Raw genomic sequence first — 24,289 nt, 5'->3', positions numbered from 1 at the left:
GGGCGGCGGGGACTCGTGGGCGGCTGCGGGTTCGTGGTGGTTGCTCGCGCAGTTCCCCGCGCCCCTGACGGGGCGCTGTAGCTCTCCGGGGTGACATTGGGGACGGGGGGCGTCGCACTTCCGTCTCCGGACCTCGTATGGTCGTGTCCGTGTTGGAGGAGATGCGGATACGGTCGCTCGGAGTCATCGACGACGCTGTGGTCGAGTTGTCGCCCGGCTTCACCGCCGTGACGGGTGAGACGGGTGCGGGCAAGACCATGGTCGTCACCAGTCTCGGCCTGCTGCTCGGTGGGCGGGCCGACCCGGCGCTCGTGCGGATCGGTGCGAAGAACGCCGTCGTGGAGGGCCGGATCGCCGTGCCCGAGGGCGCGTCGGCGGTGGTCCGGGCCGAGGAGGCCGGGGCCGAACTCGACGACGGGGCGCTGCTGATCAGCCGTACCGTTTCCGCCGAGGGACGGTCCCGGGCCCATCTGGGCGGGCGTTCCGTCCCCGTGGGCGTGCTCGCCGAGCTGGCCGACGAACTCGTCGCCGTGCACGGGCAGACCGACCAGCAGGGGCTGCTCAAGCTGTCCCGACAGCGGGCGGCGCTCGACCGGTACGCGGGCGACGCGGTGGCCGTACCCCTCACCAAGTACGGCGAGGCCTACCGGCGGCTGCGGGCCGTGGCCGGCGAACTCGACGAGATCGTCACGCGCGCGCGGGAACGGGCCCAGGAAGCCGACATGCTGCGGTACGGCCTGGACGAGATCGCCGGCGTCGAGCCCCGCGCCGGTGAGGACGTGGAGCTGGCCGAGGAGGCCGAGCGGCTCGGGCACGCGGAGGCGCTGGCCTCCGCCGCCACGGCCGCGCACGCAGCGCTCGCGGGCAATCCCGAGGACCCGGAGGGCGTGGACGCCACCACCCTCGTCGCGGGCGCCCACCGCGCCCTGGAGGCCGTGCGGTCGCACGACCCGGCGCTGGCCGTGCTCGCCGAGCGGATCGGGGAGGTCGGGATCCTGTTGGGCGATGTGGCCGGGGAGCTGGCGGGATACGCCGACGACCTGGACGCCGACCCGCTGCGGCTGGCGGCCGTGGAGGAGCGGCGGGCCGCGCTGACGGCGCTGACGAGGAAGTACGGCCAGGACATCACCGCGGTGCTGTCGTGGGCCGAGGAGGGCGCCCAGCGGCTCACCGAACTCGACGGCGACGACGAACGCATCGACGAGCTGACCGCCGAGCGGGACGCGCTGCGGGCCGAACTGGGCGGCCTGGCCCAGGCGCTGACGGACGCCCGAGCGGACGCCGCCGAGCGGTTCGCCGCCGCCGTCACCGCCGAGCTGGCCTCCCTCGCCATGCCGCACGCGCGCGTGTCGTTCGAGATCCGGCAGACCGACGACCCGGACGGCGTCGAGGTGGGCGGGCGCACGGTCGCGTACGGGCCGTCCGGTGCCGACGAGGTCGAACTGCTGCTCGCCCCGCACCCGGGGGCGCCGCCCCGGCCCATCGCCAAGGGCGCGTCCGGCGGTGAGCTGTCCCGGGTGATGCTGGCCGTCGAGGTCGTCTTCGCGGGGACGGACCCCGTGCCGACGTACCTCTTCGACGAGGTCGACGCCGGTGTCGGCGGCAAGGCCGCGGTCGAGATCGGCCGGCGCCTGGCCAAGCTCGCCAGATCGGCGCAGGTCGTGGTGGTCACGCATCTGCCCCAGGTGGCGGCGTTCGCCGACCGGCAGTTGCTGGTGGAGAAGACCAACGACGGTTCGGTGACCCGGTCCGGTGTGAAGGTGCTGGAGGGCGAGGACCGGGTGCGTGAGCTGTCGCGCATGCTCGCCGGCCAGGAGGACTCGGAGACGGCGCGGGCGCACGCGGAGGAACTGCTGGCGGCGGCCCGCGCGGACGCGTAGGAGTGGCGTAGGACTGGGGCTGGAGTCACCCAGAGGGGCAACCCCGTGCGGGTGTTCACTCGTGTGGGTGACTCTGGGTCCGGGGTTGCCCGCGCCTCCGGCGGCTGCCCCGTTCGGCTGTCCCGGAACACCCTTGCGGCCTGGCATCCTTGGTCAGGTATGTCCGACCCCGAACCAGGAGCCCCGGCCACGTGAGCCACGTGAGCAGCCACTCACCGCAGGGCCAGTCGCCGCTGCGGACCGTGCAAGTGCTCGGCGGTGGCAGCGCGGTGAGTAGCGCGCATGTGCGATCGCTGGCCTCGGGGCTGGTCGCCAGGGGCGTGCGGGTCACCGTCTGCGCCCCCAGTGAGACGGACGGCCTGTACGACTTCACCGGCGTCGGCGCCCACCACGTCCATGTGCCCCGCAGCAGCGACCCGGCCTCGGTGGCCGGCCTGCGCAGCGCCTGCGCGGACGCCGACCTGGTGCACGCGCACGGACTGCACGCCGGCTTCCGCGCCACCCTCGCGCTCGGCCGGCGCACCACCCCGCTCGTCGTCACCCTGCACACGCGGTCGTACGCCGAGGGGGCGCGGGCCCATCTGCTGCGGCTGCTGGAGCGGCGGGTCGCCAAGGCCGCCGCCGTGGTCCTCGGTACCTCCTCCGACCTGGTCGACCGGGCCCGCAGCCGGGGCGCGCGCGACGCCCGGCTCGCCGCCGTGGCGCTGCCCCTGTCGCGCCGGGCCGTCCCCGGCGAGGACCCGGACCGCCCCGCGTCCAAGGTCAGGGCCGAACTGGGCGCCACGGACCGCCCGTTGCTCATGGCCGTCGGCACGCTCGACCGCCCGTGGGGGTACGAGACCCTCCTCGACGCAGCCCGGGAGTGGCGTGGTCTGGACCCGGCCCCGCTGCTCGTCGTCGTGGGCGAGGGGACGCTGCGGGGTGTGCTGCAGCGGCGCATCGAGGACGAGGAGCTGCCCGTACGGCTCGTCGGGCGGCGCGACGACGTCTCCGAACTGATCGCGGCCGCCGACCTCGCGCTGCTGCCCGGCGGTCCCGAGGCCCGCTCGATCCTCGCGCAGGAGGCGCTGCACGCGCGCGTGCCGCTCGTCGCCGCCGCCGTCGGATCGCTGCCCGACCTGGTGGGCGACGGCGCCGAGCTCGTCCCGTACGGCGACGCCGGGGCCCTTGCCGGGGCCGTCGTACGCCTTCTCGGGGACCCGGCCGGGTGCGAGGCGCTGCGGGAGCGGGGCGCCCGGCAGGCTGCCACCTGGCCGACCGAGGACGAGACGGTGGCCCAGGTGCTGAGCGTCTACGACGAGTTGACGCAGCTCAGGCCGCTGACCTGACGGTCGTGCGAGGGGCGGCGGCCCGACCGTCAGTGCGACGGGCGAGGCCTCAGCCGACGTGTCGGCGTGCCCGCAGGGCCAGGCTCAGGGCCAGCACTGCCTGGGGGTCGTCCAGGTCGGTGCCGAGCAGTTCGCCGATGCGGGCGAGGCGGTTGTAGAGGGTCTGACGGTTGAGATGCAGCTCGCGGGCGGTCTCCGCCTTGCGGCCGGCGTGCGCGAGATAGGTCTCCAGCGTCGGCAGCAGCGCGGGTTTGGCCCGGTCGTCGTGGTCGCGCAGGGGGCCGATCGCGCGGTCCACGAAGGCGGCCAGGTCGGGGTGGTCGCGCAGCCGCCACAGCAGCAGGTCGATGTCGAGGCGCCGGGCGTCGTACCAGGGGCGGTCGGCCAGGCCCTGCGCGGCCGTCGCCGTCTCCGCCGCGTGCCGGAGGCCCGCCGAGGCGGCCGCCCAGCCGCCGGGCACACCGACGACCACCACGGGCGACCGCCCGCCCGGCCGCCGCATCCCGGCCCGCTCCACGCCGGCCCGCAGCGCCGCCGCGACCCTGTCGGCCACCGCCGGGCGCTCCGACTCCGCGCGCAGGCCCACCAGCAGCGGTACACGGCCCTCCACGGGGCGCACACCGAGCAGCACGGGCACGCCCACGGAGGCCAGCTCCTCGGCCACCGCGCGGGCCAGGACGGCCCAGCCCCCGCCGGGGGAGAGGCCGTCGGCGAGGCGCATCACGACGGGCAGCAGCGGGCCGGAGCCCGGCTTGAAGCCGAGGACGCGGGCCTGCGCGGGGGCGTCCTCGGCCTGGACACGGCCTTCCGCGAGGTCGGTGAGGAAGTCGCCGCGTCCCCGTGCCGCCAGCTCCTCCTCCTGCCGGGCCTGCATCAGGACGACGGCGATGATGCCGGCCGCGCGTTCGGCCGCCATCCGGTGGACGGGCGCCAAGGGGGCGACGACGGGCAGCAGGACCAGGCGGGCCCGTACCGAGCCGGTGCCGGGGCCGCCGCCCGGTACGTCGACGAGGGCCGCCCCGGTCGGCGGCTCGTCCTGCTGCCGGTTGCGCAGCCCTTCCCACACCTGCAGTGGATCGGTGTCGGCCGGACCGGTCCCGGCGGCGTACAGCAGCTGTCCGTCGGGGGTCTCCAGGAACACCGGGTTGCCGCTGAAGTCGGCCAGGATGCCGAGGACCTGCGGGACCCCGCCGCCGCCGAGCAGGGCCTCGGTGCAGCGGCGGTGGACCTCCTCGGCCTGCTGCAGGAGCGCGTAGTGGCCGTTGACGATCTCGGTGTGGATCTCCTCGGTGACCGTCACGAAGGCCACCTCGCGGTGCAGCTGGACGAGCGGGAGCCCGGCCGAGCGCGCCGTCTCGACGAGGGCCGCCGGGAGCCGGGCGAAGCGCGGGCCCAGTTCGACGACCAGGGCCGAGATACCGCGCTCGGCGAGGGTGCGGACGAACGCGCGCTGGTCGGCGGGGCGGGTGCCGAGCCCGTACCCGGTGGTCAGCAGCAGCTCGCCGCCCTTGAGGAGCGAGGCGATGTTGGGGACCTCGCCCGCGTGCACCCAGCGCACGGTGCGGTGCAGCCGGTCGGCGCCCGCCAGGATCTCCGGCAGCCCGCCACGCAGCCCGGGCAGCTCCAGCGCCCGTCGCACGGTGATGCCGCCCTGCGCCTCGCGGCCGTCACCTGGTGCGCGGCCTCCACGGGTGTCCATGGAGCGGACGGTACCCGGTGCTCAGGCCGGCGGGATGTTGTGGTTGAAGCGGAAGACGTTGTCGGGGTCGTACTCGGTCTTCACCGCCGTCAGCCGCCGGTAGTTGTCGACGCCGAGCCCGGCGACGACCCGGTCGGCGCCCTCGTCGCCGACGAAGTTGAGATAGACGTCACCGGTGCTCCACGGCCGTACGTCGGCGCGCACGTCCCGTACCCACCGGACGCACCGGTCGTCGTCCTCGGGGGCCTCCCAGACGCCGAAGGGGTGCACGACCCAGGGGGAGTCCCGGTAGGGCACGGGGTAGTGGGCGGGGCCCTCCGGTATCGCGCCGCCGAGCGGGAAGAGCACGTGCTGGGTACCGGTCGGCACGGGCATCGACCAGGCGCGGGTGGCGAACACGTCCACCAACTCGTCCGGCAGCCCGGTCAGATACTCGGCCGACCAATAGTTCCGCATCCCCGGCGGATCGTCGATCATGCACTGCACGTCCGCGTACGGCATCGCGCCGACCACCTCGGCCTCGTGCGGCATCGCCAGGAGCGGCTGGGCGACCTTGCGCATGTCCTCCTCGGTGCCCGCGTACGTCAGGAGGACGGCACAGGTGAGCCCGCCCACCAGATGCTCGGGGACGAACTCCTCGGGCGGGGCGGTGAGATACAGGACACCGCCGCTCGCCTCCCGCGGGCCGGTCTCGATGAGCTCGCGGTACACGCGGATCACCTCGGGGCCGTGCTCCGGGCGGTAGAACAGCAGGGCGACGGCGAAGGCGGGCAGCTCGTGCAGCCGGAGGGTGAGCGCGGTGGCCACGCCGAAGTTCCCGCCGCCGCCGTGCAGGGCCCAGAACAGGTCCGGGTTCTCCTCGGTGGTGGCGCGGACGGTGTGTCCGTCGGCGGTCACCAGGTCGACGCCGAGCAGGTTGTCGACGGCGAGGCCGAAGGTGCGGTCCAGCCAGCCGCTGCCGCCGCCGAGGACGAAGCCGCCCACGCCCGTCGTCGACGCGCGGCCTCCGGTGGTCGCGAGACGGTGGGGTTCGGTGGCGCGGTCGAGGTGACTCATGGTGGCGCCGCCGCCGACCCGTGCGGTCCTGGCCGCGGGGTCCACCGTGACCCCGTGCATCCGGCGGAGGTCGATGACGAGCCCGTTGTCGTTCAGTGCCATTCCGGCCACGCTGTGGCCGCCGCCGCGCACCGCGATCCGCAGGTCGAGGTCGCGGGCGAAGCACACCGACCGGACGACATCGGTCTCGTCGGCGCACTGCGCGATCACCGCCGGACGCCGGTCGATCATGGCGTTGAAGACCGTGCGGGCGTCGTCGTACCCCGGGTCTCCCGGGGCGAACACATCACCGGCCAGATCCTCGCGCAGTGCGGCGAGGGCCGCCCGCGCCTTCGAGAAGGGAGCCATGGTGAGCCGCCCCCTTTCGGTCGGGGGACAGGGCTCCTTCCAGGCTAGGCGGGGGTGGCGGACGGGGCCTGTTCGGGGGGTGTGGCGCCCGGTGCCGGTGCCGGTGCTGGTCGGGGGAGGGCCCGCTGCTCGGCGGTCACGAGGTGCCGCCTGCGCCCACCTGTGCTGCCCCTAGCGGCACGACTGCCCGCAGACAGGACAAGGCGAGGCAAGACGAGGCAAGACGGGCAAGACAGGTCAGGGCAGCGTGAGTACCCGTACCAGTGAGCGCAAGCGCTTGCCGTGTGCGCCTGGGCGCGCCCCGGTCCGCCGCCGTGCGCGCCGGACCGGAGGGCGCGCACGGCAGGCCGTACGCCCCCGACGCGGTCAGCCGCCGTACGCCCCCGAGGCGGTCAGCCGCAGGGCCGTGTCGATGAGCGGGACGTGGCTGAACGCCTGCGGGAAGTTGCCCACCTGGCGCTTGAGCACCGGGTCCCACTCCTCGGCGAGGAGGCCGAGGTCGTTGCGCAGCGAGAGCAGCTTCTCGAAGAGCTTGCGGGCCTCGTCGACCCGGCCGATCATCGCGAGGTCGTCGGCCATCCAGAACGAGCAGGCCAGGAACGCGCCCTCGTCGCCCGGGAGCCCGTCCACGCCCTCCTCCTCGCCGGAGGTCGGGTAGCGCAGGATGAAGCCGTCGGGGGTCGACAGCTCGCGCTGGATCGCCTCGATGGTGCCGATGACCCGCTTGTCGTCCGGCGGCAGGAAGCCCATCTGCGGGATCAGCAGCAGCGAGGCGTCCAGTTCCTTCGATCCGTACGACTGTGTGAAGGTGTTGCGCTCCTTGTCGTAACCCTTCTCACACACGTCCCGGTGGATGTCGTCGCGCAGCTCGCGCCACTTCTCCAGCGGGCCGTCCGCGTCACCGGACTCGATGAGCTTGATCGTCCGGTCCACCGCGACCCAGGCCATGACCTTGGAGTGCACGAAGTGGCGGCGCGGACCGCGCACCTCCCAGATGCCCTCGTCCGGCTCGTCCCAGTGGTCCTCCAGGTAGCGGATCAGCTTCAGCTGGAGGAGCGAGGCGTAGTCGTTGCGCGCCAGGCCCGTCATGTGGGCCAGGTGCAGGGCCTCGGTGACCTCGCCGTACACGTCCAGCTGGAGCTGGTGCGCGGCGCCGTTGCCGACCCGGACCGGGGCGGAGTTCTCGTACCCGGGCAGCCACTCCAGCTCGGCCTCGCCCAGCTCCCGCTCACCGGCGATGCCGTACATGATCTGCAGGTTCTCCGGGTCGCCGGCGACGGCCCGCAGCAGCCACTCGCGCCAGGCGCGGGCCTCGTCGCGGTAGCCGGTGCGCAGCAGCGAGGAGAGGGTGATGGCCGCGTCGCGCAGCCACGTGTAGCGGTAGTCCCAGTTGCGGACGCCGCCGATGTGCTCCGGGAGGGAGGTCGTCGGGGCGGCGACGATGCCGCCGGTCGGGGCGTACGTCAGGGCCTTCAGCGTGATCAGAGAGCGGATCACGGCCTCGCGGTACGGGCCGTGGTACGTGCACTGCTCCACCCAGTCGCGCCAGAACTCCTCGGTCGCCCGCAGCGACGGCTCGGGCTCCGGCAGCGGCGGGGGCTGCTTGTGCGAGGGCTCCCAGGAGATCGTGAACGCGATCCGGTCACCCGGCGTCACGGTGAAGTCGGCGTAGGTGGTCAGCGCCTTGCCGTAGGTCTCGCACTCGGTGTCGAACCACACCGAGTCCGGCCCGGCGACGGCCACCGTGCGCCCCTCGTGCTTGTGCACCCAGGGCACCACCCGGCCGTACGAGAACCGCATCCGCAGCGCCGAGCGCATCGGCACCCGGCCGCTGACGCCCTCCACGATCCGGATCAGCTGCGGGGCGCCGTCACGCGGCGGCATGAAGTCCGTCACACGGACCGTGCCGCGCGGGGTGTCCCACTCGGATTCCAGGATCAGCGAGTCGCCGCGGTACCGGCGGCGGGAGGCCGTCGGCGGTTCGGCGTCGGCCGCGTGGGCGGGACCCAGTCTCCAGAACCCGTGTTCCTCGGTGCCGAGCAGTCCCGCGAAGACGGCGTGGGAGTCGAAGCGGGGCAGGCACAGCCAATCGACCGTGCCGTCCCGGCAGACCAGCGCGGCGGTCTGCATGTCTCCGATGAGTGCGTAGTCTTCGATGCGCCCGGCCACGTGCAACTCCAGTCGAACGGCCACGTCGTCGCCCCCCGAGGGGCGGTCGCTGTGCGGTGTGCGGTCAAGGGACCCAAGGGATCGACAAAGAAACCATGTTTCCAGAGTGATCCAAGGGACGGTGTCGTGCGATGTCGCTCAACGATCCTCAACGCATATGAGGCGGTCGTTGCTCAACGGACTGCCGAGCTCTCATGATTACCGGAGACGGGCGGGGGTGGTGCCGTCGCGCCGGCCGCGCTCGGCAGCGAGTGTCCGAAGAGGATACGACGCACCGGAGGGCTCCGCGTGCCGCTCCAGGCAACACGAGTGAGCCGAACGGGTGAGCTAATGGTGAAGGCCGACCGGGATGCGCCGACCATCGTACGAGGTCCGTGTCGGCCCGTGCGCGGAGCGTGGCCGGAAGCGATCGTGTTCTGTCGCTGATACCCTGGTAGCCCGTGGACCGGTGGGCGCCCCACGTCGAAGATCGCGAGAGGGACCCCCGAACCGCAGCGAAGGCACCCCCGACGGATGAGCTCGGGCGGCGGCCGACCCGCACACCGAACCGCGACCACGGGAGCCCCCTCTTGGCCATGCCGCCCGCTGCATTTCGAAACACGACGACAAAGCACATCTTCGTCACCGGGGGTGTCGCCTCCTCGCTCGGCAAGGGTCTGACCGCCTCCAGCCTCGGCATGCTGCTCAAGGCCCGCGGGCTGCGCGTCGTGATGCAGAAGCTCGACCCCTACCTGAACGTCGACCCCGGCACGATGAACCCCTTCCAGCACGGCGAGGTGTTCGTCACCAACGACGGCGCCGAGACCGACCTGGACATCGGCCACTACGAGCGCTTCCTCGACCGCGACCTGGACGGTTCGGCCAACGTCACCACCGGTCAGGTCTACAACACGGTCATCGCCAAGGAGCGGCGCGGCGAGTACCTGGGCGACACCGTCCAGGTCATCCCGCACATCACCAACGAGATCAAGCACCGCATCCGGCGTATGGCCTCCGACGAGGTCGACGTCGTCATCACCGAGGTCGGCGGCACCGTCGGCGACATCGAGTCGCTGCCGTTCCTGGAGACCGTCCGCCAGGTCCGTCACGAGGTCGGCCGTGACAACGTCTTCGTCGTCCACATCTCGCTCCTGCCGTACATCGGGCCCTCGGGAGAGCTGAAGACGAAGCCGACGCAGCACTCGGTTGCGGCGCTGCGCAACATCGGTATTCAGCCAGATGCGATCGTGCTGCGCTGCGACCGTGAGGTTCCCGCCGCGATCAAGCGCAAAATCTCCCTGATGTGCGACGTCGACGAAGCCGCCGTGGTCGCCTGCCCCGACGCCCGCTCGATCTACGACATCCCGAAGACCGTGCACGGCGAGGGTCTGGACGCCTATGTCGTCCGCAAGCTGGACCTGCCGTTCCGCGACGTGGACTGGACGACCTGGGACGACCTGCTCGACCGCGTCCACAACCCGCTGCACGAGATCAACCTGGCGCTGGTCGGCAAGTACATCGACCTGCCCGACGCCTACCTCTCGGTCACCGAGGCGCTGCGCGCGGGCGGCTTCGCCAACAAGGCCCGGGTGAAGATCAAGTGGGTCACCTCGGACGACTGCAAGACCCAGGCGGGCGCCGCCGCCCAGCTCGCCGACGTCGACGCCATCTGCATCCCCGGCGGCTTCGGCGACCGTGGCGTCTCCGGCAAGGTCGGCGCCATCCGGTACGCCCGCGAGAACAAGATCCCGCTGCTCGGCCTCTGCCTGGGCCTGCAGTGCATCGTGATCGAGGCCGCGCGCAACCTCGCCGACATCCCGGACGCCAACTCCACCGAGTTCGACTCCGGCACCGCCCACCCGGTCATCTCCACCATGGCCGAGCAGCTCGACATCGTCGCCGGTGAGGGCGACATGGGCGGCACGATGCGGCTGGGCATGTACCCGGCCAAGCTCGCCGAGGGCTCGATCGTGCGCGAGGTGTACGACGGCAAGGAGTACGTCGAGGAGCGCCACCGCCACCGCTACGAGGTGAACAACGCCTACCGCGCGGAACTGGAGAAGAAGGCCGGTCTGCAGTTCACCGGGACCTCGCCCGACGGCAAGCTCGTCGAGTACGTCGAGTACCCGCGCGAGGTCCACCCGTACCTGGTCGCGACCCAGGCGCACCCCGAGCTGCGCTCCCGTCCGACCCGCCCGCACCCGCTGTTCGCGGGGCTGGTGAAGGCCGCCGTGGAGCGGAAGACCGGCAAGTAAATCCGAGCGGCGCGAGAGCTGTACGGTGACCGGGGTGCGCGTCTTTCGGGATGTGTGCCCCGGTTTCTTTTTGCATGTGTGGGAGGACGAGTCGACATGACGATCAAGGACACCGCCGAGGAGTGGGAGGTCCGGGCGAGCGAGACCCCGTTCGTCGGCAAGAAGACCTCCGTGCGCACGGACGACGTGGTCATGCCCGACGGGTCGGTCGTCCGCCGCGACTACCAGGTGCACCCCGGGTCCGTCGCCGTCCTCGCCGTCGACGACCAGGACCGGGTCCTCGTCATCCGGCAGTACCGCCACCCGGTCCGCGAGAAGCTCTGGGAGATCCCGGCCGGGCTGCTCGACGTGCCCGGCGAGAACCCGCTGCACGCCGCCCAGCGCGAGCTGTACGAGGAGGCGCACGTCAAGGCGGAGGAGTGGCGGGTGCTCACCGACGTCTACACCACGCCCGGCGGCTGCGACGAGGCGGTGCGGATCTTCCTGGCCCGGGATCTCTCCGAGGCCGAGGGTCAGCGGTTCGAGGTGGAGGACGAGGAGGCCGACATGGAGTTGGCCCGGGTGCCGCTGGACGAACTGGTGCGGGGGGTGCTCGCGGGGGAGTTGCACAACAACTGCCTTGTGGTGGGGGTGCTTTCGCTGGTGGCCGCGCGCGGTGCGGGCGGGGTGGAGTCGCTGCGGGCGGCTGAGGCGCCGTGGCCTGCGCGGCCGTTCGAGAATTAGGGGTTCTTGGGGGCATAGGTGAACTGCGGGCCGACTGTGGCTGGTCGCGCAGTTCCCCGCGCCCCTAAAAGCGTCTGGGGCGCGGCTCTTCTTCACAGCACCCCGACCGAACCAGTCGTACGATCTGCTGATCCGATCGAGCGACCTCACCGCCCTGCTCCGCCCGGACCGTCGCAGAGCGTGAACTAGGCTCGGGAGACGCCCGAACCGGAGTCCCGGCGGGCTTGCTCGTGCGGTGGGACGGGAGTGTGGCCCGTGGCGGATCAGGCGGTGGACCTCGGGGGTGCCCGGGGGTCCGGAACGGGGCGACCCCCGGCTGTCGAGGCCGCCCCCACGGACAGTCAGTTCCTGGGCCGTACACGCGAGTTGAAGGAACTGCGGGCCGACATCGGCCGGGCCGGGCTCAACACCCTCGCGGGCCGCAAGGCACCCCACGCGCGCGTACTGCTCATCGCCGGCCGACCCGGTTACGGCCGCACCGCGCTCGCCGAGGAACTCGTACGGCAGGTTACCGATGGTTACCCCGACGGGGTGCTGCGGACCCGGCTCACCGAGCCCGACGGCACCCGGGTCCCGGTCGAGCGCGCGGCGCGGGAACTGCTCGGGGAACTCGGGCTGCCGGCGCCCGCCGGTGCCGACGAGGACGACCTCAGCGAGGCGTTGCGCGAGGCGCTGGCCGACCGCCGGGTGGTGCTCCTGCTGGACGACGCCGCCGACGCCGAGCAGGTGGACGCGCTGCTGCCGGGCACCCCCGACTCCCTGGTCGTCGCGGTCTCCGGAGGGCCGCTGACGGGCATCTCCGACGTCCGGCCCTGCACCCTGGGCGGACTGGACACCAAGTCCGCCGTGGAGCTGCTGGAACGCTTCAGCGGCTCGGTGCGCATCACCGTGGACCCGCGCTCGGCCGAGGGGCTCGCCGAGGTGTGCGGCGCCCAGCCCGCCGCGCTGCGGCTCGCCGGCGGCTGGCTGGCCGCCCGGCCCTCCGCCGCCGTCTCCGACCTGGCCAAACAGCTGCGCTCCGACGAGGACGACAGCCCGCCGCTCGTCAAGATCTTCAAGCTGTCGTACGCCTCGCTGCCGACCACCGCCGCCCGGATACTGCACCTGCTGTCCCTGGCCCCCGCCGGCCTGGTCGATACGCACATCGCCTCCGGCCTCGCCGGCTGCTCGGTCGGCACCGCCCGCGGCATCCTGGACGATCTCGTGGCCCTGGGCTTCCTGCACGAGGTCGACTCGCCGCTGCCGCAGTACGAGGTCCCCGGCTGTCTCCAGCCGCTGCTGCGCTCCCTCGTCGAGAGCCAGGAGCGGCCGGGCGAGCTGCAGCTGGCCCGCGCGCGGATGCTGGAGCGGACGGTGCGGCTGCTGCAGTCCTGCCGGGCCATCACCGAGACCGACAGCCCGCTGGCCCGCGAGAAGCTCCTCGCGATGCCCAAGGCGCTGCGGTTCCCGACCCCCAGAGCCGCCGAGGAGTGGCTGCGCGTGCGGCGGCCCGCGCTGCTGGCCGCGGCCCGGCTCGCGGTCGCCGACGGCGAGCTGGACACCCTCGCCAGGCGCCTGATGTCACAGCTGGTCCGGGCCCTGGTGGCGCACTTCGGCACCCAGGCCGCCGCCCCCGACCTGTACGACCTGCACGGGCTCGTCCTCGATGTCGCCGAGCGCCGCGCCCTCCACCGCGAGCAGGCCGCCGCCCTGCTGAACCTCGGCGACCTGGACGCCCGGACCGGCCGTACGGCGGCGGCGTTGGCCCGCTACCGGGCCGCGCTCGACGCCGGACGGCGGGCGAACGACCCGTACGCGACCGGCCGCGCGATGGAATCCGTGGGCGCCGCCCACCAGGAGCTGGAGGACTACGAACGGGCCGCCGACTGGTACGGCAGGGCGCTGGCCCAGCGGCTCGCCCGGGACGAGCGCGAGGACGCCACCCGGCTGTACGGCCGGATCGCCGCCGCGCACACCTACGCGGGCCGGTACGGCGAGGCGCTGCGCAACTGGAGCTCGGCACTCACCGGCCACCGCCGGCTCGGCGATGTGGGCGGCCAGGCAAGGGTGTTGAGCGAGATGGCGCGCGTCCAGGAGTACGCGGGCCGGCCCGAGGAGGCGCTGCGGACCTGTCAGGAGGCCGCGGAGTGGGCGCGGCGCGCCGACGACGTCCGGCTGCAGGCCGCGATCCAGCTGCGGATCGCCGACACCCTGGAGCGGCTCGGCGACCCGGCGGCGGCCCGGCTGCACCGGGCGGCCGCCGAGCGACTGCTCGACGACGAGGCCCCGGACCCCGAAACCGATGAGATCGAGCCGGAACAGGGTGCTAACGCCTACGAAATCCGTAGTGCATCTGCGAAAGATTGATGCATTGAAAGGCTAGACAGCGGAGACACCTTCATTAGACTGGCTGCGCCGCCGGTTCTCCTGCGGTGTCTCCCGGTGCGCTCAGATGCGTACGGGTATGTCCTGCATTGCGTGGGCATGTTCCGCCTGTGCGTGCGAGCCCCCACACCCCTCCGAGCCAAGGACCGTGATCGACGTGAAGGTCGGCATCCCCCGCGAGGTCAAGAACAACGAGTTCCGGGTGGCGATCACCCCCGCCGGTGTGCACGAGCTCGTGCGCCACGGCCACCAGGTCGTCATCGAGCAGGGCGCCGGAGTCGGCTCGTCGATCCCGGACGCCGAGTACGTCGCCGCCGGCGCCGAGATCCTGGCCACGGCCGACGAGGTGTGGGCGGCGGCCGACCTGCTGCTCAAGGTCAAGGAGCCCATCGCCGAGGAGTACCACCGCCTCCGCAAGGACCAGACGCTCTTCACCTACCTGCACCTGGCCGCCTCCAAGGAGTGCACGGACGCCCTCGTCGAGTCGGGCACGACCGCGATCGCCTACGAGACCGTCGAGCTGCCGAACCGCGCGCTGCCGCTGCTCGCGCCGATGTCCGAGGTCGCGGGCCGACTCGCCCCCCAGGTCGGCGCGTACCACCTGATGCGGGCCAACGGCGGACGCGGGGTGCTGCCCGGCGGTGTGCCGGGCGTGCTGGCCGGGCGGGCCGTCGTCATCGGCGGTGGGGTGTCGGGCTGGAACGCGGCGCAGATCGCCATCGGCATGGGCTTCCACGTGACCCTGCTCGACAAGGACATCAACAAGCTCAAGGAGGCCGACAAGGTCTTCGGCACCAAGATCCAGACCGTTGTCTCCAACGCCTTCGAGCTGGAGAAGGCGTGCCTGGAGGCCGACCTCGTCATCGGCGCCGTCCTCATCCCGGGCGCCAAGGCCCCGAAGCTGGTCACCAACGAGCTGGTGTCGCGGATGAAGCCGGGAAGTGTCCTTGTCGACATCGCGATCGACCAGGGCGGCTGCTTCGAGGACTCCCGCCCCACCACCCACGCCGAGCCGACCTTCCCGGTCCACGAGTCGGTCTTCTACTGCGTCGCCAACATGCCCGGCGCGGTGCCCAACACCTCCACCTACGCGCTGACCAACGCCACGCTGCCCTACATCGTCGAACTCGCCGACCACGGCTGGGCCGAGGCGGCGCGCCGCGACCCGGCGCTGGCCAGGGGGCTCAACACCCATGACGGCAGGGTCGTTTACCGCGAGGTGGCCGAGGCGCACGGGCTGGAGCACGTCGAACTGGCCTCGCTGCTCGTCTGACCGGCTGTTTTTAAGTCACCTTTCGGTAAAAGGCGATACGTCAACACGGGTCGTCAACAGCACCTTCCCGGCCGGATCTTGCCCGACAAGGTCCGGCCGGATGTGTGTATGGTCACTTTGCGACACTCGTGCAACTCGCCTCGAACGTAACCGTTCGGTTGTTTCGCGCACCGGTGAAACCTGCCGTGCGACGGCCCTACGCCCTTGACAGCCGCATGTTTCATTGCCGACACATCGGGCCGGGTCCGGCGGATTGTGTTGCTGCGGACCGCCGACACGCCATAGAGTCGCCAACCGTCGGCATGGTGCCACGCTGACCTATCTAGAAGTTTCCTGGTCACCAAGGAGGTAAGACGACTTGTGAATGAGTCGACATTTACTCCCGGGGGTGGTCAACCAGGAATGCCTGCGCCGGTCTCGGGTCCCACGGGGTTCGCGGCTGTCGGCTCGGTCGCTGTCCGCACCTTCGCGGCCCACCAGAGTCCGCAGGCAACTCCGACAGCACTCCAGAGCATGGATGGCCAACACGTGAACGCCATGGCCGGCGACGGAAGTGGCGGGGTCCACAACCACTTCGCCGACTACGACGAGCTGCCCGACGGGCACTTCTACGACCCCGACGCCGAGTACGAGCCCGATCCGGAGTACGCGGCCACGCTCGCGCCCGACGCGGCCCGTCAGCGCCGCGAGCGCATCGGTCCCACCGGTCGCCCGCTGCCCTACTTCCCGATCCCGGGCCCGCTGACCGACCACGGTCCCGCGAAGATCATCGCGATGTGCAACCAGAAGGGCGGCGTCGGCAAGACGACGTCGACCATCAACCTGGGTGCCGCGCTGGCGGAGTACGGCCGCCGGGTCCTGCTCGTCGACTTCGACCCGCAGGGCGCCCTCTCGGTCGGCCTCGGCGTGAACCCGATGGAGCTCGACCTCACGGTCTACAACCTGCTCATGGAGCGGGGCATGTCGGCCGACGAGGTCCTGCTGAAGACCGCGGTCCCCAACATGGACCTGCTGCCGAGCAACATCGACCTGTCCGCGGCCGAGGTCCAGCTCGTCTCCGAGGTCGCGCGCGAGTCGACGCTCCAGCGTGCCCTGAAGCCGCTCATGGCCGACTACGACTACATCGTGATCGACTGTCAGCCCTCGCTCGGCCTGCTCACGGTCAACGCCCTGACGGCCGCGCACAAGGTGATAGTGCCCCTGGAGTGTGAGTTCTTCGCCCTCCGTGGTGTCGCGCTGCTGACGGAGACCATCGAGAAGGTCCAGGAGCGGCTCAACCCCGAGCTGGAGCTCGACGGCATCCTCGCCACGATGTACGACTCGCGCACCGTGCACAGCCGTGAGGTCCTCGCGCGCGTCGTCGAGGCGTTCGACGATCACGTCTACCACACGGTCATCGGGCGCACGGTCCGCTTCCCGGAGACCACGGTCGCCGGTGAGCCGATCACCACGTACGCCTCCAACTCCGTCGGCGCCGCCGCCTACCGTCAGCTCGCCAGGGAGGTGCTCGCCCGGTGTCACGCCGAGTGAGTCTGCCGGGGGCCGACGAACTCTTCCGCACGACAGGGGGAATGGCGCTGCAGCCGTCCACTCCCCGGCGGGGGCCGAACGGAGAAACCCGTGTGCCCGCTCCCGCCGGGGAGAGCGACGGAGCCGTCGGCGCGGAGGACGCGCCGCCGTCCGTGCCCGTGCAGGGCGGTGACGGCGAGGGGTCGGAGCACGTGGCCGCGGACGCCGAGTCCGACGGTGAGCAGCCGCGCAGCCGCTCCGCCGCCGCCGGGGCCGAACGGGCCGCCGCGGCCGGGCGTCTGCCGAAGCCGCAGGAAGGTTCTGCCGCCGCCGCGCCCCGCAAGAAGGGGCGGGCCTCCGGGCGCCGGCCCAGCGGGCGGGAGCGGCACGACGAGAAGATCACCGTGTATGTCTCCGCCGAGGAGCTGATGGATCTCGAACACGCGCGGCTGGTGCTGCGCGGGGAGCATGGGCTGGCCGTCGACCGGGGGCGGATCGTGCGGGAGGCCGTCGCCGTGGTCCTGGCGGATCTGGAGTCCCGTGGGGACGCGAGCATCCTCGTACGGCGGCTGCGGGGGCGGTAGGGGTAGCCTGCGGGGGCTATGACCTCGTTTGACTCCTCTGGCTCCGGCCCGGCTTCCGGTGGTTCCGGGGGCCGTCGGCGTGCGCTGGGGAGGGGGGCGCTGGCTCCGCCCTCGGCTCCGCCGGTCGAGCCGGTTTCGAACGAGTCTTCGGTCGAGGACCGTACTGCGGCCGAGGCCGGTGGGGCGTTGTGCCCACCCGTTCCGCCCTGCGGAACGTCTGCCCACAACGCGAGCGGGAGTGACGAGACGTCGCCTGCCGCAGTCCCCGCCGAAGCCGAAGCCGAAGCCGAAGCCGAAGCCGAAGCCGAAGCCGAAGCCGAAGCCGAAGCCGAAGCCGAAGCCGAAGCCGAAGCCGAAGCCGAAGGGGTTTCCTCCGGTGTCGCGTTCGATGGGGCGGAAGCGGGCGGCGGTGGGGGTTTCAAGGTTCGGTTGGCCAATTTTGAGGGGCCGTTCGATCTTCTGCTGCAGTTGATCTCCAAGCACAAGATGGACGTCACCGAGGTGGCGCTGTCCAAGGTCACTGACGAGTTCATGGCGCACATCCGGGCCATGGGGTCGGACTGGGACCTCGACGAGACGACCGAGTTCCTCGTCGTGGCCGCGACGCTGCTGGATCTGAAGGCCGCGCGGCTGCTGCCCGCCGCCCAGGTCGAGGACGAGGCCGACCTCGCGCTCCTCGAAGCCCGGGACCTGCTGTTCGCCCGGCTGCTCCAGTACCGCGCGTACAAACAGATCGCGGACATCTTCAACCGGCGCCTCGACGAGGAGGCCCGGCGCTACCCCCGGACCGTCGGCCTGGAGCCGCACCACGCCGAGCTGCTGCCCGAGGTGGTCATCAGCATCGGGGCGGAAGGATTCGCCAGGCTCGCGGTCAAGGCGATGCAGCCCAAGCCGAAGCCGCAGGTCTACGTCGATCACATCCACGCGCCCCTGGTGAGTGTGCAGGAACAGGCCGGGATCGTGGTCGCACGGCTGCGGGAGCTGGGCGAGGCGTCCTTCCGCGTGCTCGTCGAGGACACCGACGACACCCTCACCGTGGTCGCCCGCTTCCTCGCCCTGCTGGAGCTGTACCGCGAGAAGGCCGTGGCTCTCGACCAGGAGACCGCGCTCGGTGATCTGCTCGTGCGCTGGACCGGTGGGGACGGGGACGCCGAGCCCGTGGTCACGGACGAGTTCGACCGGCCGCCCGAACCGCCGAAGGAGGAGACGAAGGCATGAGCGAGGAGACGACCGGGGGGACGACCGAGGCGCCCGCGGGGGCGCGTACCGTCGCCGACCTCGACCTCAAGCCCGCCCTGGAGGCCGTCCTCATGGTCGTGGACGAGCCCGCGACGGCGGAGCATCTGAGCAAGATCCTGGAGCGGCCGAAGCGGCAGATCTCCAAGGCGCTGCGGGAACTGGCCGACGAGTACGCGACACAGGGACGCGGCTTCGAGCTGCGGCTGATCGCCGGGGGCTGGCGGTTCTATACCCGGCCCGAGTACGCCGCCGCCGTCGAGCGGTTCGTGCTCGACGGGCAGCAGGCCCGGCTGACCCAGGCCGCGCTGGAGACGCTGGCCGTGGTCGCGTACCGGCAGCCGGTGAGCCGGAGCAGGGTCTCGGCCGTACGAGGAGTCAACTGTGACGGGGTCATGCGCACCCTGCTCCAGCGGGGCCTGGTCGAGGAGGCGGGCGCGGAACCCGAAACAGGTGCGATCCTGTACAGGACGACGAACTACTTCCTGGAGCGGATGGGCCTGCGCGGCCTGGACGAACTCCCGGAACTCGCGCCCTTCCTCCCGGAGGCGGAGGCGATCGAGGCCGAGACCCAGGAAGCCGTACCGTCGTTCGATCCGGATGCTCCGGATTCCGAGGACACAGACGACAAGACGGAATTTTGATGCGAAGCAGCAGCGGCAGGAACAGCAGCGGAAACAACGGCGGGAGCCGTGGTGGCAACAGCGGCGGCCGCGGCGGAAGCGGTGGTGGACGCGGCGGAAGCGGTGCCGGACGCGGCGGAAGCGGTGCCGGACGCGGCGGGAGTGGCGGGAGCGGCGGTGGCCGCGGCAACTACCGCGGCGCCGGCAACGACCGCGACGACAGGCAGGGCGGTCGGCCGAAGAAGCCCCGCCCCGAGGAGCGCCGTTACGACGTGGGCCCCGGCGGCTCCCCGGACGGTCCCAAGTCCGGGCGCGGCGCCTCGGCGCGCGGAGGGTCCAAGGGCGGTCCGAAGCAGTCCCAGCAGCAGCGCGGCCGTTGGGCCCCGGCGACCTCGCGTGAGTACGACGCGCGGGCCGAGGAGCGCAACCGGGAGCGGTACGCGGACAAGAAGGACGTCAAGCTGCCCAAGACCTTCCCGGGCGCCGAGCAGGAGGGCGAGCGGCTGCAGAAGATCCTCGCGCGCGCGGGCTACGGCTCGCGGCGGGCCTGCGAGGAGCTGATCGAGCAGGCGCGGGTCGAGGTCAACGGCGAGATCGTCCTGGAGCAGGGCAAGCGCGTCGACCCGGAGAAGGACGAGGTCAAGGTCGACGGCCTGACGGTCGCCACGCAGTCGTACCAGTTCTTCTCGCTGAACAAGCCGGCCGGCGTCGTCTCCACGATGGAGGACAACGAGGGCCGGCAGTGCCTCGGTGACTATGTGACCAACCGCGAGACGCGGCTGTTCCACGTCGGGCGGCTCGACACCGAGACCGAGGGCGTCATCCTGCTCACCAACCACGGTGAGCTGGCGCACCGGCTGACCCACCCCAAGTACGGCGTGAAGAAGGTCTATCTCGCGCACATCGTGGGCCCGATCCCGCGCGACCTGGGCAAGCAGCTCAAGGACGGCATCCAGCTGGAGGACGGGTACGCGCGCGCGGACCACTTCCGGGTCGTCGAGCAGACCGGCAAGAACTACCTCGTCGAGGTGACCCTGCACGAGGGGCGCAAGCACATCGTGCGCCGGATGCTGGCGGAGGCCGGCTTCCCGGTCGACAAGCTGGTGCGCGTCGCCTTCGGGCCGATCACCCTCGGCGACCAGAAGTCGGGCTGGCTGCGCCGCCTGTCGAACACCGAGGTCGGCATGCTGATGCAGGAGGTCGACCTCTAGGTCCGATCGAGCAGGAGCCGGTCCCGTGTTTGCCGTCGGGGCCGGCTCTTTGCCGTTTCCGGCACCGCTCTTGAGGCCCTTCTAGCCGTTCCTTTCCTCGTAAAGGGGTTGTGCCCCGGCGCACGCAGCTTTATAGTCGTGATGACTATTAGTCATGGTGACCATTAAGGGGGCGATGGGCATGACCTCACCCGAGGGCTACGACAAGTACGCCTTCGAACCCTTCGCCGTCACCGTCGACCTGGCCGTCTTCACCGTCCGCGCCGGCACCCTCCAGGTGCTGCTCGTCGAGCGCGGCCAGGAGCCGTACGCGGGCCGCTGGGCGCTGCCCGGCGGGTTCGTGCTGCCGGACGAGTCCGCCGAGGAGGCCGCCTGGCGGGAACTCGCAGAGGAGACCGGCCTCAAGGACGACTCCGGCCTCCACCTGGAGCAGCTGCGGACCTACAGCGAGCCCGGCAGAGACCCGCGGATGCGGATCGTCACCGTCGCGTTCGCCGCGCTGCTCCCGGACCCGCCCGTCCCGCACGGCGGGGGCGACGCCGCACAGGCGCAGTGGCTGCGCTTCAACGCCATCGGGCCGCTCGCCTTCGACCACGACCGCATCCTCGCCGACGCCCACGAACGCGTCGGCGCCAAGCTCGAATACACCTGTCTCGCCACCTCCTTCTGCCCGCCCGAGTTCACCCTCGGCGAGCTGCAGCAGGTCTACGAGACCGTGTGGGGCACTCCGCTCGACCGGCCCAACTTCCGGCGCAAGGTGCTGGCCACGCCGGGCTTCGTCGAACCGGTGCCCGGTGCCGCCCGCCTGACCGGCGGTCGCGGCAAGCCCGCCGCGCTGTACCGCGCGGGTGGGGCCACCGCCCTGCACCCGCCGCTGCTGCGACCCACCACAGAAGGACGGCCCTGATGACCATGACGCTCCGCACGAAGCGCTCCGCCACCGGCTCCCTCATCGGACTCGCCCTCGGAGACGCCCTCGGCTTCCCGACGGAGTTCAACGACGTCGCCTCGATCCTCGCCAAGTGCGGCCCCTGGCGGAAGATGGCCCTGCCGAAGCCCGCGATCGTCACCGACGACACGCAGATGACGCTGGCGCTGGGGCACGGGCTGCGCGCCGCCATGGACCGGGGATCGCTCGGCCCCGAGGCCCTGGTGCGGGCCGTCCGCAAGGAGTTCGTGGAGTGGTCGCGCTCCCCGGAGAACAACCGCGCCCCCGGCCACACCTGCCTGGTCGCCTGCGACCTCCTCGCGGTCGAGCGCCACCCCTGGCAGTTCGCCAGCCAGATCCACTCCAAGGGCTGCGGCGCCAACATGCGGGTCGCGCCGCTCGGGCTGATCGGGCCGCTCAGCGACGAACAGCGCGCGGGCGCCGCCCAGTTGCAGGCCGCCCTCACCCACGGCCACCCCACCGCGCTCGCCGCCTCCGACCTCACCGCCCACGCGATACGGCTGCTCGCCCAGGGCACCGAACCGATGGGCCTGGTCGGCCGGCTGCGCTCGTACGCCTACGAGAACCGCGCCCGGTACCACGCGCGCTGGCTCGGCGACCTGTGGACCTACAGCCAGGACCCCTCGCCCGAGCACTACATCGCCCGCGGCTGGGACGACTGCCTGGAGGCCCTGGACCGCGTCCAGGCGGCCCTGCGGCTCCCGTCGCCCGAGACGGACCCCTGCCTGGCCACGGGGGAGGGCTGGATCGCCGAGGAGGCCCTCGCCACCGGGCTGCTCTGCTTCCTGCTCTTCGTCGACGAGCCCGTCACCGCGCTGCGCCGCGCCGCCTGCACCTCGGGCGACTCCGACTCCATCGCCTGCCTCACCGGTGCCTTCGCGGGGGCCTACCACGGGCCGGACGCCTGGCCCGCCGAGTGGGCCGACCGGATCGAGTACCAGGGCGACCTCGTCTCGCTGGGAGCCCTCTGGGACGCTTGAGGGATGACCGACGCCCTGACCGACCCCCTCGACATCGACCTGGCGCCCGTGGTGGCCGAACAGCCCGACCCGCTCCTTTTCGCGACCGTCTCGGGCGCCCACCTGTACGGCTTCCCCTCGCGCGACTCGGACGTGGACCTGCGCGGTGTGCACCTGCTGCCCGCGGCCGAACTGGTCGGGCTGCGCGAGCCGGAGGAGACCCGGTCGCGGATGTGGGACCGGGACGGTGTCGAGATGGACCTCGTCACGCACGACCTGCGCAAGTTCGCCCGGCTGATGCTGCGCCGCAACGGCTATGTGCTGGAGCAGCTGCTCTCGCCGCTCGTCGTGCACACCGGTGAGGCGCACCGCGAACTGGTCGCGCTGGCCCCCGGGGTCCTCACCCGGCACCACGCCCACCACTACCGGGGCTTCGCCATCACCCAGTGGCGGCTCTTCGAGAAGACCGGCGAACTCAAGCCGCTGCTCTACACGTTCCGCGTGCTGCTCACCGGCATCCACCTCATGCGCAGCGGCGAGGTGCAGGCGCATCTGCCCACGCTGGTGCCGCAGGTGGACGAGGCGCCCGGGTATCTGCCGGACCTCGTCGCGGCGAAGGCGGCCCTGGAGCACGGCAAGGCCGAGGTCGACCAGGAGCGCGTCGCGCAGGACATGGAGCGGCTCCAGGAGGTGCTGGAGCGGGAGCAGGCGCTGTCAGCGCTCCCGGAGAACCCCACCGCGTACGACGCCCTGCACGATTTCGTGGTCCGGGTCCGTCTCGGCGGTGTGCGGGTCTGAGCCGGTCCCGGGGTCCTGGGCGGTCTCGGGGTCCGGGCCCGTGCCGAGGGCCGGGCGGGCGCGCAGGGCCGACGCGTGCCGGGTGCGTACGAGGAAGTCCTCGACCCGGGCGCGGTCCGGTTCCGGCGGCAGCGGGCTGCGGTGCACCGCCTCCTCGGCCTCCGTCGCCAGCCGGGCCATCCAGGACTCGACCCGGGCCCACGCCACCTCGCCGTGCTTCACCGCCAGCAGGGGCTCGCGCTGGTCGCCCACGTCGACGGTGAGCGCGCCGGTGCGCAGCAGGTCGCGGCAGCTCATCAGGAGGCGGAGGAGATGCATGACGTGCTTCCAGCGCGGGGCGCCGTGCGTACGGACGTCCGCGTCGAGCCTCTTGCGCTGGCCGAGGGCGTAGCGGGCGAACGTCTCGTGGGCCTGCCGGGAGAGGAACGCCCCGCGCAGCGCGAGCAGCTCCCGGCCGGTGGCGTCGACGTGCTCCACCAAGGGGGAGTGCAGGCACTCCAGGATGTTCGGGTTGGCGCGCAGGGCCAGGTTGCAGAAGCGCTCCAACTCCCAGCTGAACTGCTCCTCCGCCGGGCCCTCCACATGGGTCGGCGGCTTCTCGAAGCGCCAGAACATCTCAGTGGGGGCCAGGAAGACGCCCCGCAGGTCGGTGTCGCTGTCGTCCGTCGCGAGACCGAAGGCCCGCGACCCCATCACACAGGCGTAGACGGTGTGGTCGCGGACCAGGCTGTGCGGGTGCGGGGGCTGCATGCCCGGGAGCGTACGGGGTGCCTCAGGCCAGCTGAATCGAATTTCCCGAGACCTTGATCTTTTCCTCGGGCAGCGGCCGTGTGGCCGGGCCCCGCACCACCGCACCATCCGTGATCTTGAACTTGCTGCCGTGGCAGGCGCAGTCGATCGTCTCGTCCGAGACGCTGCTGACGATGCAGCCCTGGTGCGTGCAGACCGCCGAGAAGGCCTTGAACTCGCCCTCCTGCGGCTGCGTCACGACGATCTTCTGCTCCTCGAAGATCCTGCCGCCGCCCACCGGGATGTCGGCCGTCTCGGTCAGCTCCTCACCGGCACCGCCCGTGTCGGCGTCCCCGGGGGAGGTCTCCTCCGGGGAGTCGCCCTCGGAGTCGCCGCCGTTGCCGCCGCCGCACCCCACCAGCAGCGCGGCCGTGCCGGCCGCGCCGGTCGTGAGCACCGTGCGCCGCGTCGAACCCATCGTCATGTCGTCACTCCGAACGTGCGGAAGAACCCAACCTAGGAGAGAGTGCCACAAAACGCGCTATCCGCATGTCACGGGCGTCTTGGGCGTCACGGGCGTCTCGGCAGGCGGGCGCCGCGCACCGGCCGGGGGCGGG

At 71.9% G+C, this 24,289-nt stretch carries 19 protein-coding genes; 14 read left to right on the top strand and 5 right to left on the bottom strand.

Features of this window, described 5'->3' with window-relative positions; all coding sequences use genetic code 11:
* Positions 1-137 precede the first annotated feature (137 nt).
* Positions 138-1,880: a DNA repair protein RecN gene (gene recN, locus PUR53_RS19270; protein ID WP_329900462.1), complete on the top strand. Its 1,743-nt coding sequence runs from the start codon at positions 138-140 to the stop codon at positions 1,878-1,880.
* 191 nt (positions 1,881-2,071) lie between these two features.
* Positions 2,072-3,208, top strand: coding sequence for a glycosyltransferase family 4 protein (locus tag PUR53_RS19265; RefSeq protein WP_329909030.1), 1,137 nt, complete (start codon positions 2,072-2,074; stop codon positions 3,206-3,208).
* 49 nt (positions 3,209-3,257) lie between these two features.
* On the opposite strand, the gene PUR53_RS19260 is transcribed toward PUR53_RS19265, so the two are convergent.
* From PUR53_RS19260 to PUR53_RS19250, 3 genes are all read right to left on the bottom strand, one after another.
* Positions 3,258-4,907, bottom strand: coding sequence for a PucR family transcriptional regulator (locus PUR53_RS19260; RefSeq protein WP_329909029.1), 1,650 nt, complete (start codon positions 4,905-4,907; stop codon positions 3,258-3,260).
* Positions 4,908-4,928: 21 nt separating this feature from the next.
* Positions 4,929-6,311, bottom strand: coding sequence for an FAD-binding oxidoreductase (locus PUR53_RS19255; RefSeq protein ID WP_329909028.1), 1,383 nt, complete (start codon positions 6,309-6,311; stop codon positions 4,929-4,931).
* Between the two features lie 366 nt (positions 6,312-6,677).
* Positions 6,678-8,480: a glycoside hydrolase family 15 protein gene (locus PUR53_RS19250; RefSeq protein WP_239760270.1), complete on the bottom strand. Its 1,803-nt coding sequence runs from the start codon at positions 8,478-8,480 to the stop codon at positions 6,678-6,680.
* 575 nt (positions 8,481-9,055) lie between these two features.
* On the opposite strand from PUR53_RS19250, the gene PUR53_RS19245 reads away from it, so the two are divergent.
* The 12 genes from PUR53_RS19245 to PUR53_RS19190 all read left to right on the top strand — a co-directional run bounded on the left by PUR53_RS19245 (position 9,056) and on the right by PUR53_RS19190 (position 22,943).
* A complete protein-coding gene (locus PUR53_RS19245; RefSeq protein ID WP_329900458.1) occupies positions 9,056-10,714 on the top strand; it encodes a CTP synthase in 1,659 nt (552 codons plus the stop codon).
* Positions 10,715-10,810: 96 nt separating this feature from the next.
* Positions 10,811-11,437, top strand: a complete 627-nt coding sequence (locus PUR53_RS19240; protein ID WP_329900457.1) for an NUDIX hydrolase — start codon at positions 10,811-10,813, stop codon at positions 11,435-11,437.
* A gap of 255 nt (positions 11,438-11,692) precedes the next feature.
* Positions 11,693-13,783, top strand: a complete 2,091-nt coding sequence (locus PUR53_RS19235) for a tetratricopeptide repeat protein (protein ID WP_329900456.1) — start codon at positions 11,693-11,695, stop codon at positions 13,781-13,783.
* A gap of 166 nt (positions 13,784-13,949) precedes the next feature.
* Positions 13,950-15,074, top strand: a complete 1,125-nt coding sequence (ald, locus tag PUR53_RS19230; RefSeq protein ID WP_329900455.1) for an alanine dehydrogenase — start codon at positions 13,950-13,952, stop codon at positions 15,072-15,074.
* A gap of 402 nt (positions 15,075-15,476) precedes the next feature.
* Positions 15,477-16,604: a ParA family protein gene (locus PUR53_RS19225; protein ID WP_239753114.1), complete on the top strand. Its 1,128-nt coding sequence runs from the start codon at positions 15,477-15,479 to the stop codon at positions 16,602-16,604.
* Entirely contained in the window at positions 16,589-17,167 is a 579-nt protein-coding gene (locus tag PUR53_RS19220) for a hypothetical protein (RefSeq protein WP_329909027.1), read from the top strand. The genes PUR53_RS19225 and PUR53_RS19220 overlap by 16 nt, the downstream gene beginning before the upstream one ends.
* A gap of 18 nt (positions 17,168-17,185) precedes the next feature.
* Positions 17,186-18,385, top strand: coding sequence for a segregation and condensation protein A (locus tag PUR53_RS19215; protein WP_329909026.1), 1,200 nt, complete (start codon positions 17,186-17,188; stop codon positions 18,383-18,385).
* Complete coding sequence (gene scpB, locus PUR53_RS19210; protein WP_329900452.1) at positions 18,382-19,047, top strand: SMC-Scp complex subunit ScpB; 666 nt, start codon at positions 18,382-18,384, stop codon at positions 19,045-19,047. The genes PUR53_RS19215 and scpB overlap by 4 nt, the downstream gene beginning before the upstream one ends.
* The gene (locus PUR53_RS19205) at positions 19,047-20,237 is read left to right on the top strand and encodes a pseudouridine synthase (RefSeq protein ID WP_329909025.1); all 1,191 of its coding nucleotides are present in this window, start codon (positions 19,047-19,049) and stop codon (positions 20,235-20,237) included. The genes scpB and PUR53_RS19205 overlap by 1 nt, the downstream gene beginning before the upstream one ends.
* A gap of 181 nt (positions 20,238-20,418) precedes the next feature.
* The gene (locus tag PUR53_RS19200; RefSeq protein ID WP_329900450.1) at positions 20,419-21,144 is read left to right on the top strand and encodes an NUDIX hydrolase; all 726 of its coding nucleotides are present in this window, start codon (positions 20,419-20,421) and stop codon (positions 21,142-21,144) included.
* Positions 21,144-22,166 (top strand): ADP-ribosylglycohydrolase family protein, encoded by a 1,023-nt coding sequence (locus tag PUR53_RS19195; RefSeq protein ID WP_329900449.1) that lies wholly within the window; start codon positions 21,144-21,146, stop codon positions 22,164-22,166. The genes PUR53_RS19200 and PUR53_RS19195 overlap by 1 nt, the downstream gene beginning before the upstream one ends.
* Positions 22,167-22,181: 15 nt before the next feature.
* Positions 22,182-22,943, top strand: a complete 762-nt coding sequence (locus tag PUR53_RS19190; protein WP_329909039.1) for a nucleotidyltransferase domain-containing protein — start codon at positions 22,182-22,184, stop codon at positions 22,941-22,943.
* On the opposite strand, the gene PUR53_RS19185 is transcribed toward PUR53_RS19190, so the two are convergent.
* The gene (locus PUR53_RS19185; protein WP_329909024.1) at positions 22,860-23,693 is read right to left on the bottom strand and encodes a nucleotidyltransferase domain-containing protein; all 834 of its coding nucleotides are present in this window, start codon (positions 23,691-23,693) and stop codon (positions 22,860-22,862) included. The two genes, PUR53_RS19190 and PUR53_RS19185, sit on opposite strands and share 84 nt — an antisense overlap.
* Positions 23,694-23,715: 22 nt before the next feature.
* Positions 23,716-24,156 (bottom strand): Rieske (2Fe-2S) protein, encoded by a 441-nt coding sequence (locus PUR53_RS19180; RefSeq protein ID WP_329909023.1) that lies wholly within the window; start codon positions 24,154-24,156, stop codon positions 23,716-23,718.
* Positions 24,157-24,289 lie beyond the last annotated feature (133 nt).

The organism is Streptomyces sp. SP18BB07, assembly GCF_036322545.1.
Classification (GTDB): Bacteria; Actinomycetota; Actinomycetes; order Streptomycetales; family Streptomycetaceae; genus Streptomyces; species Streptomyces deccanensis.
Note: the sequence above shows the minus strand (reverse complement) of the source record. Positions and strands in the feature narration are given on the sequence as shown.